The sequence below is a fragment of the Melissospora conviva genome (assembly GCF_049523535.1).
GTDB classification, from domain to species: Bacteria; Actinomycetota; Actinomycetes; order Mycobacteriales; family Micromonosporaceae; genus Melissospora; species Melissospora conviva.
On record NZ_JBLLDT010000021.1, the window covers coordinates 1 to 480 of the forward strand.

2 protein-coding genes are annotated in these 480 nt (G+C 70.6%); both read right to left on the reverse strand.

Annotated elements, in window-relative coordinates; translation table 11 throughout:
• Positions 1-181, reverse strand: a 181-nt coding sequence (locus ACK8GG_RS21280) for a helix-turn-helix domain-containing protein (RefSeq protein WP_440357101.1), incomplete at its 3' end; no start/stop codon positions are given.
• Positions 178-480: IS607 family transposase (locus ACK8GG_RS21285; protein ID WP_502216357.1), on the reverse strand; the 303-nt coding region annotated here is incomplete at its 5' end. The genes ACK8GG_RS21285 and ACK8GG_RS21280, both read right to left, overlap by 4 nt.

Sequence of the window (480 nt, forward strand, 5' to 3'; positions counted from 1 at the left end):
GCGTCAACTGCTCGTCCGGGATGCCGTAAGTACGTTCGGCCGCCCGCTGATCCATCACCGCCTTGACCCGCGCCAGCACCCAGTTGTAGGCCTTGCGGGCCGCGCCGGCATGCCCGAGCACCGCCCGCTCCTGCGTCCGTGTCAGGTCCAGCGCGAACCGGTACGCCTGGATCGTCTTCACTCCGGGCCGTCCGGGTCTGTCGCCGCCTCGACAGCCCGCTGGGCGCGGTTCGCCGCCGCACGCCGCCCGTACAGGCGAGCACACAGCGAGGTCAGGATTTCGGTCACGTCGCGGACCAGGTCGTCGTCGACCTCGGCCGGGTCCACCACCAGCAGCCGCCGCCCCTGCGCGGCCAACGCCGCCTCGACATACTCGGCGCCGAACCGGACGAACCGATCCCGATGCTCCACCACGATCGTCGACACCGCCGGGTCACGCAACAGCGCCAGAAACTTCTTACGCCGCCCGTTCAGCGCCGA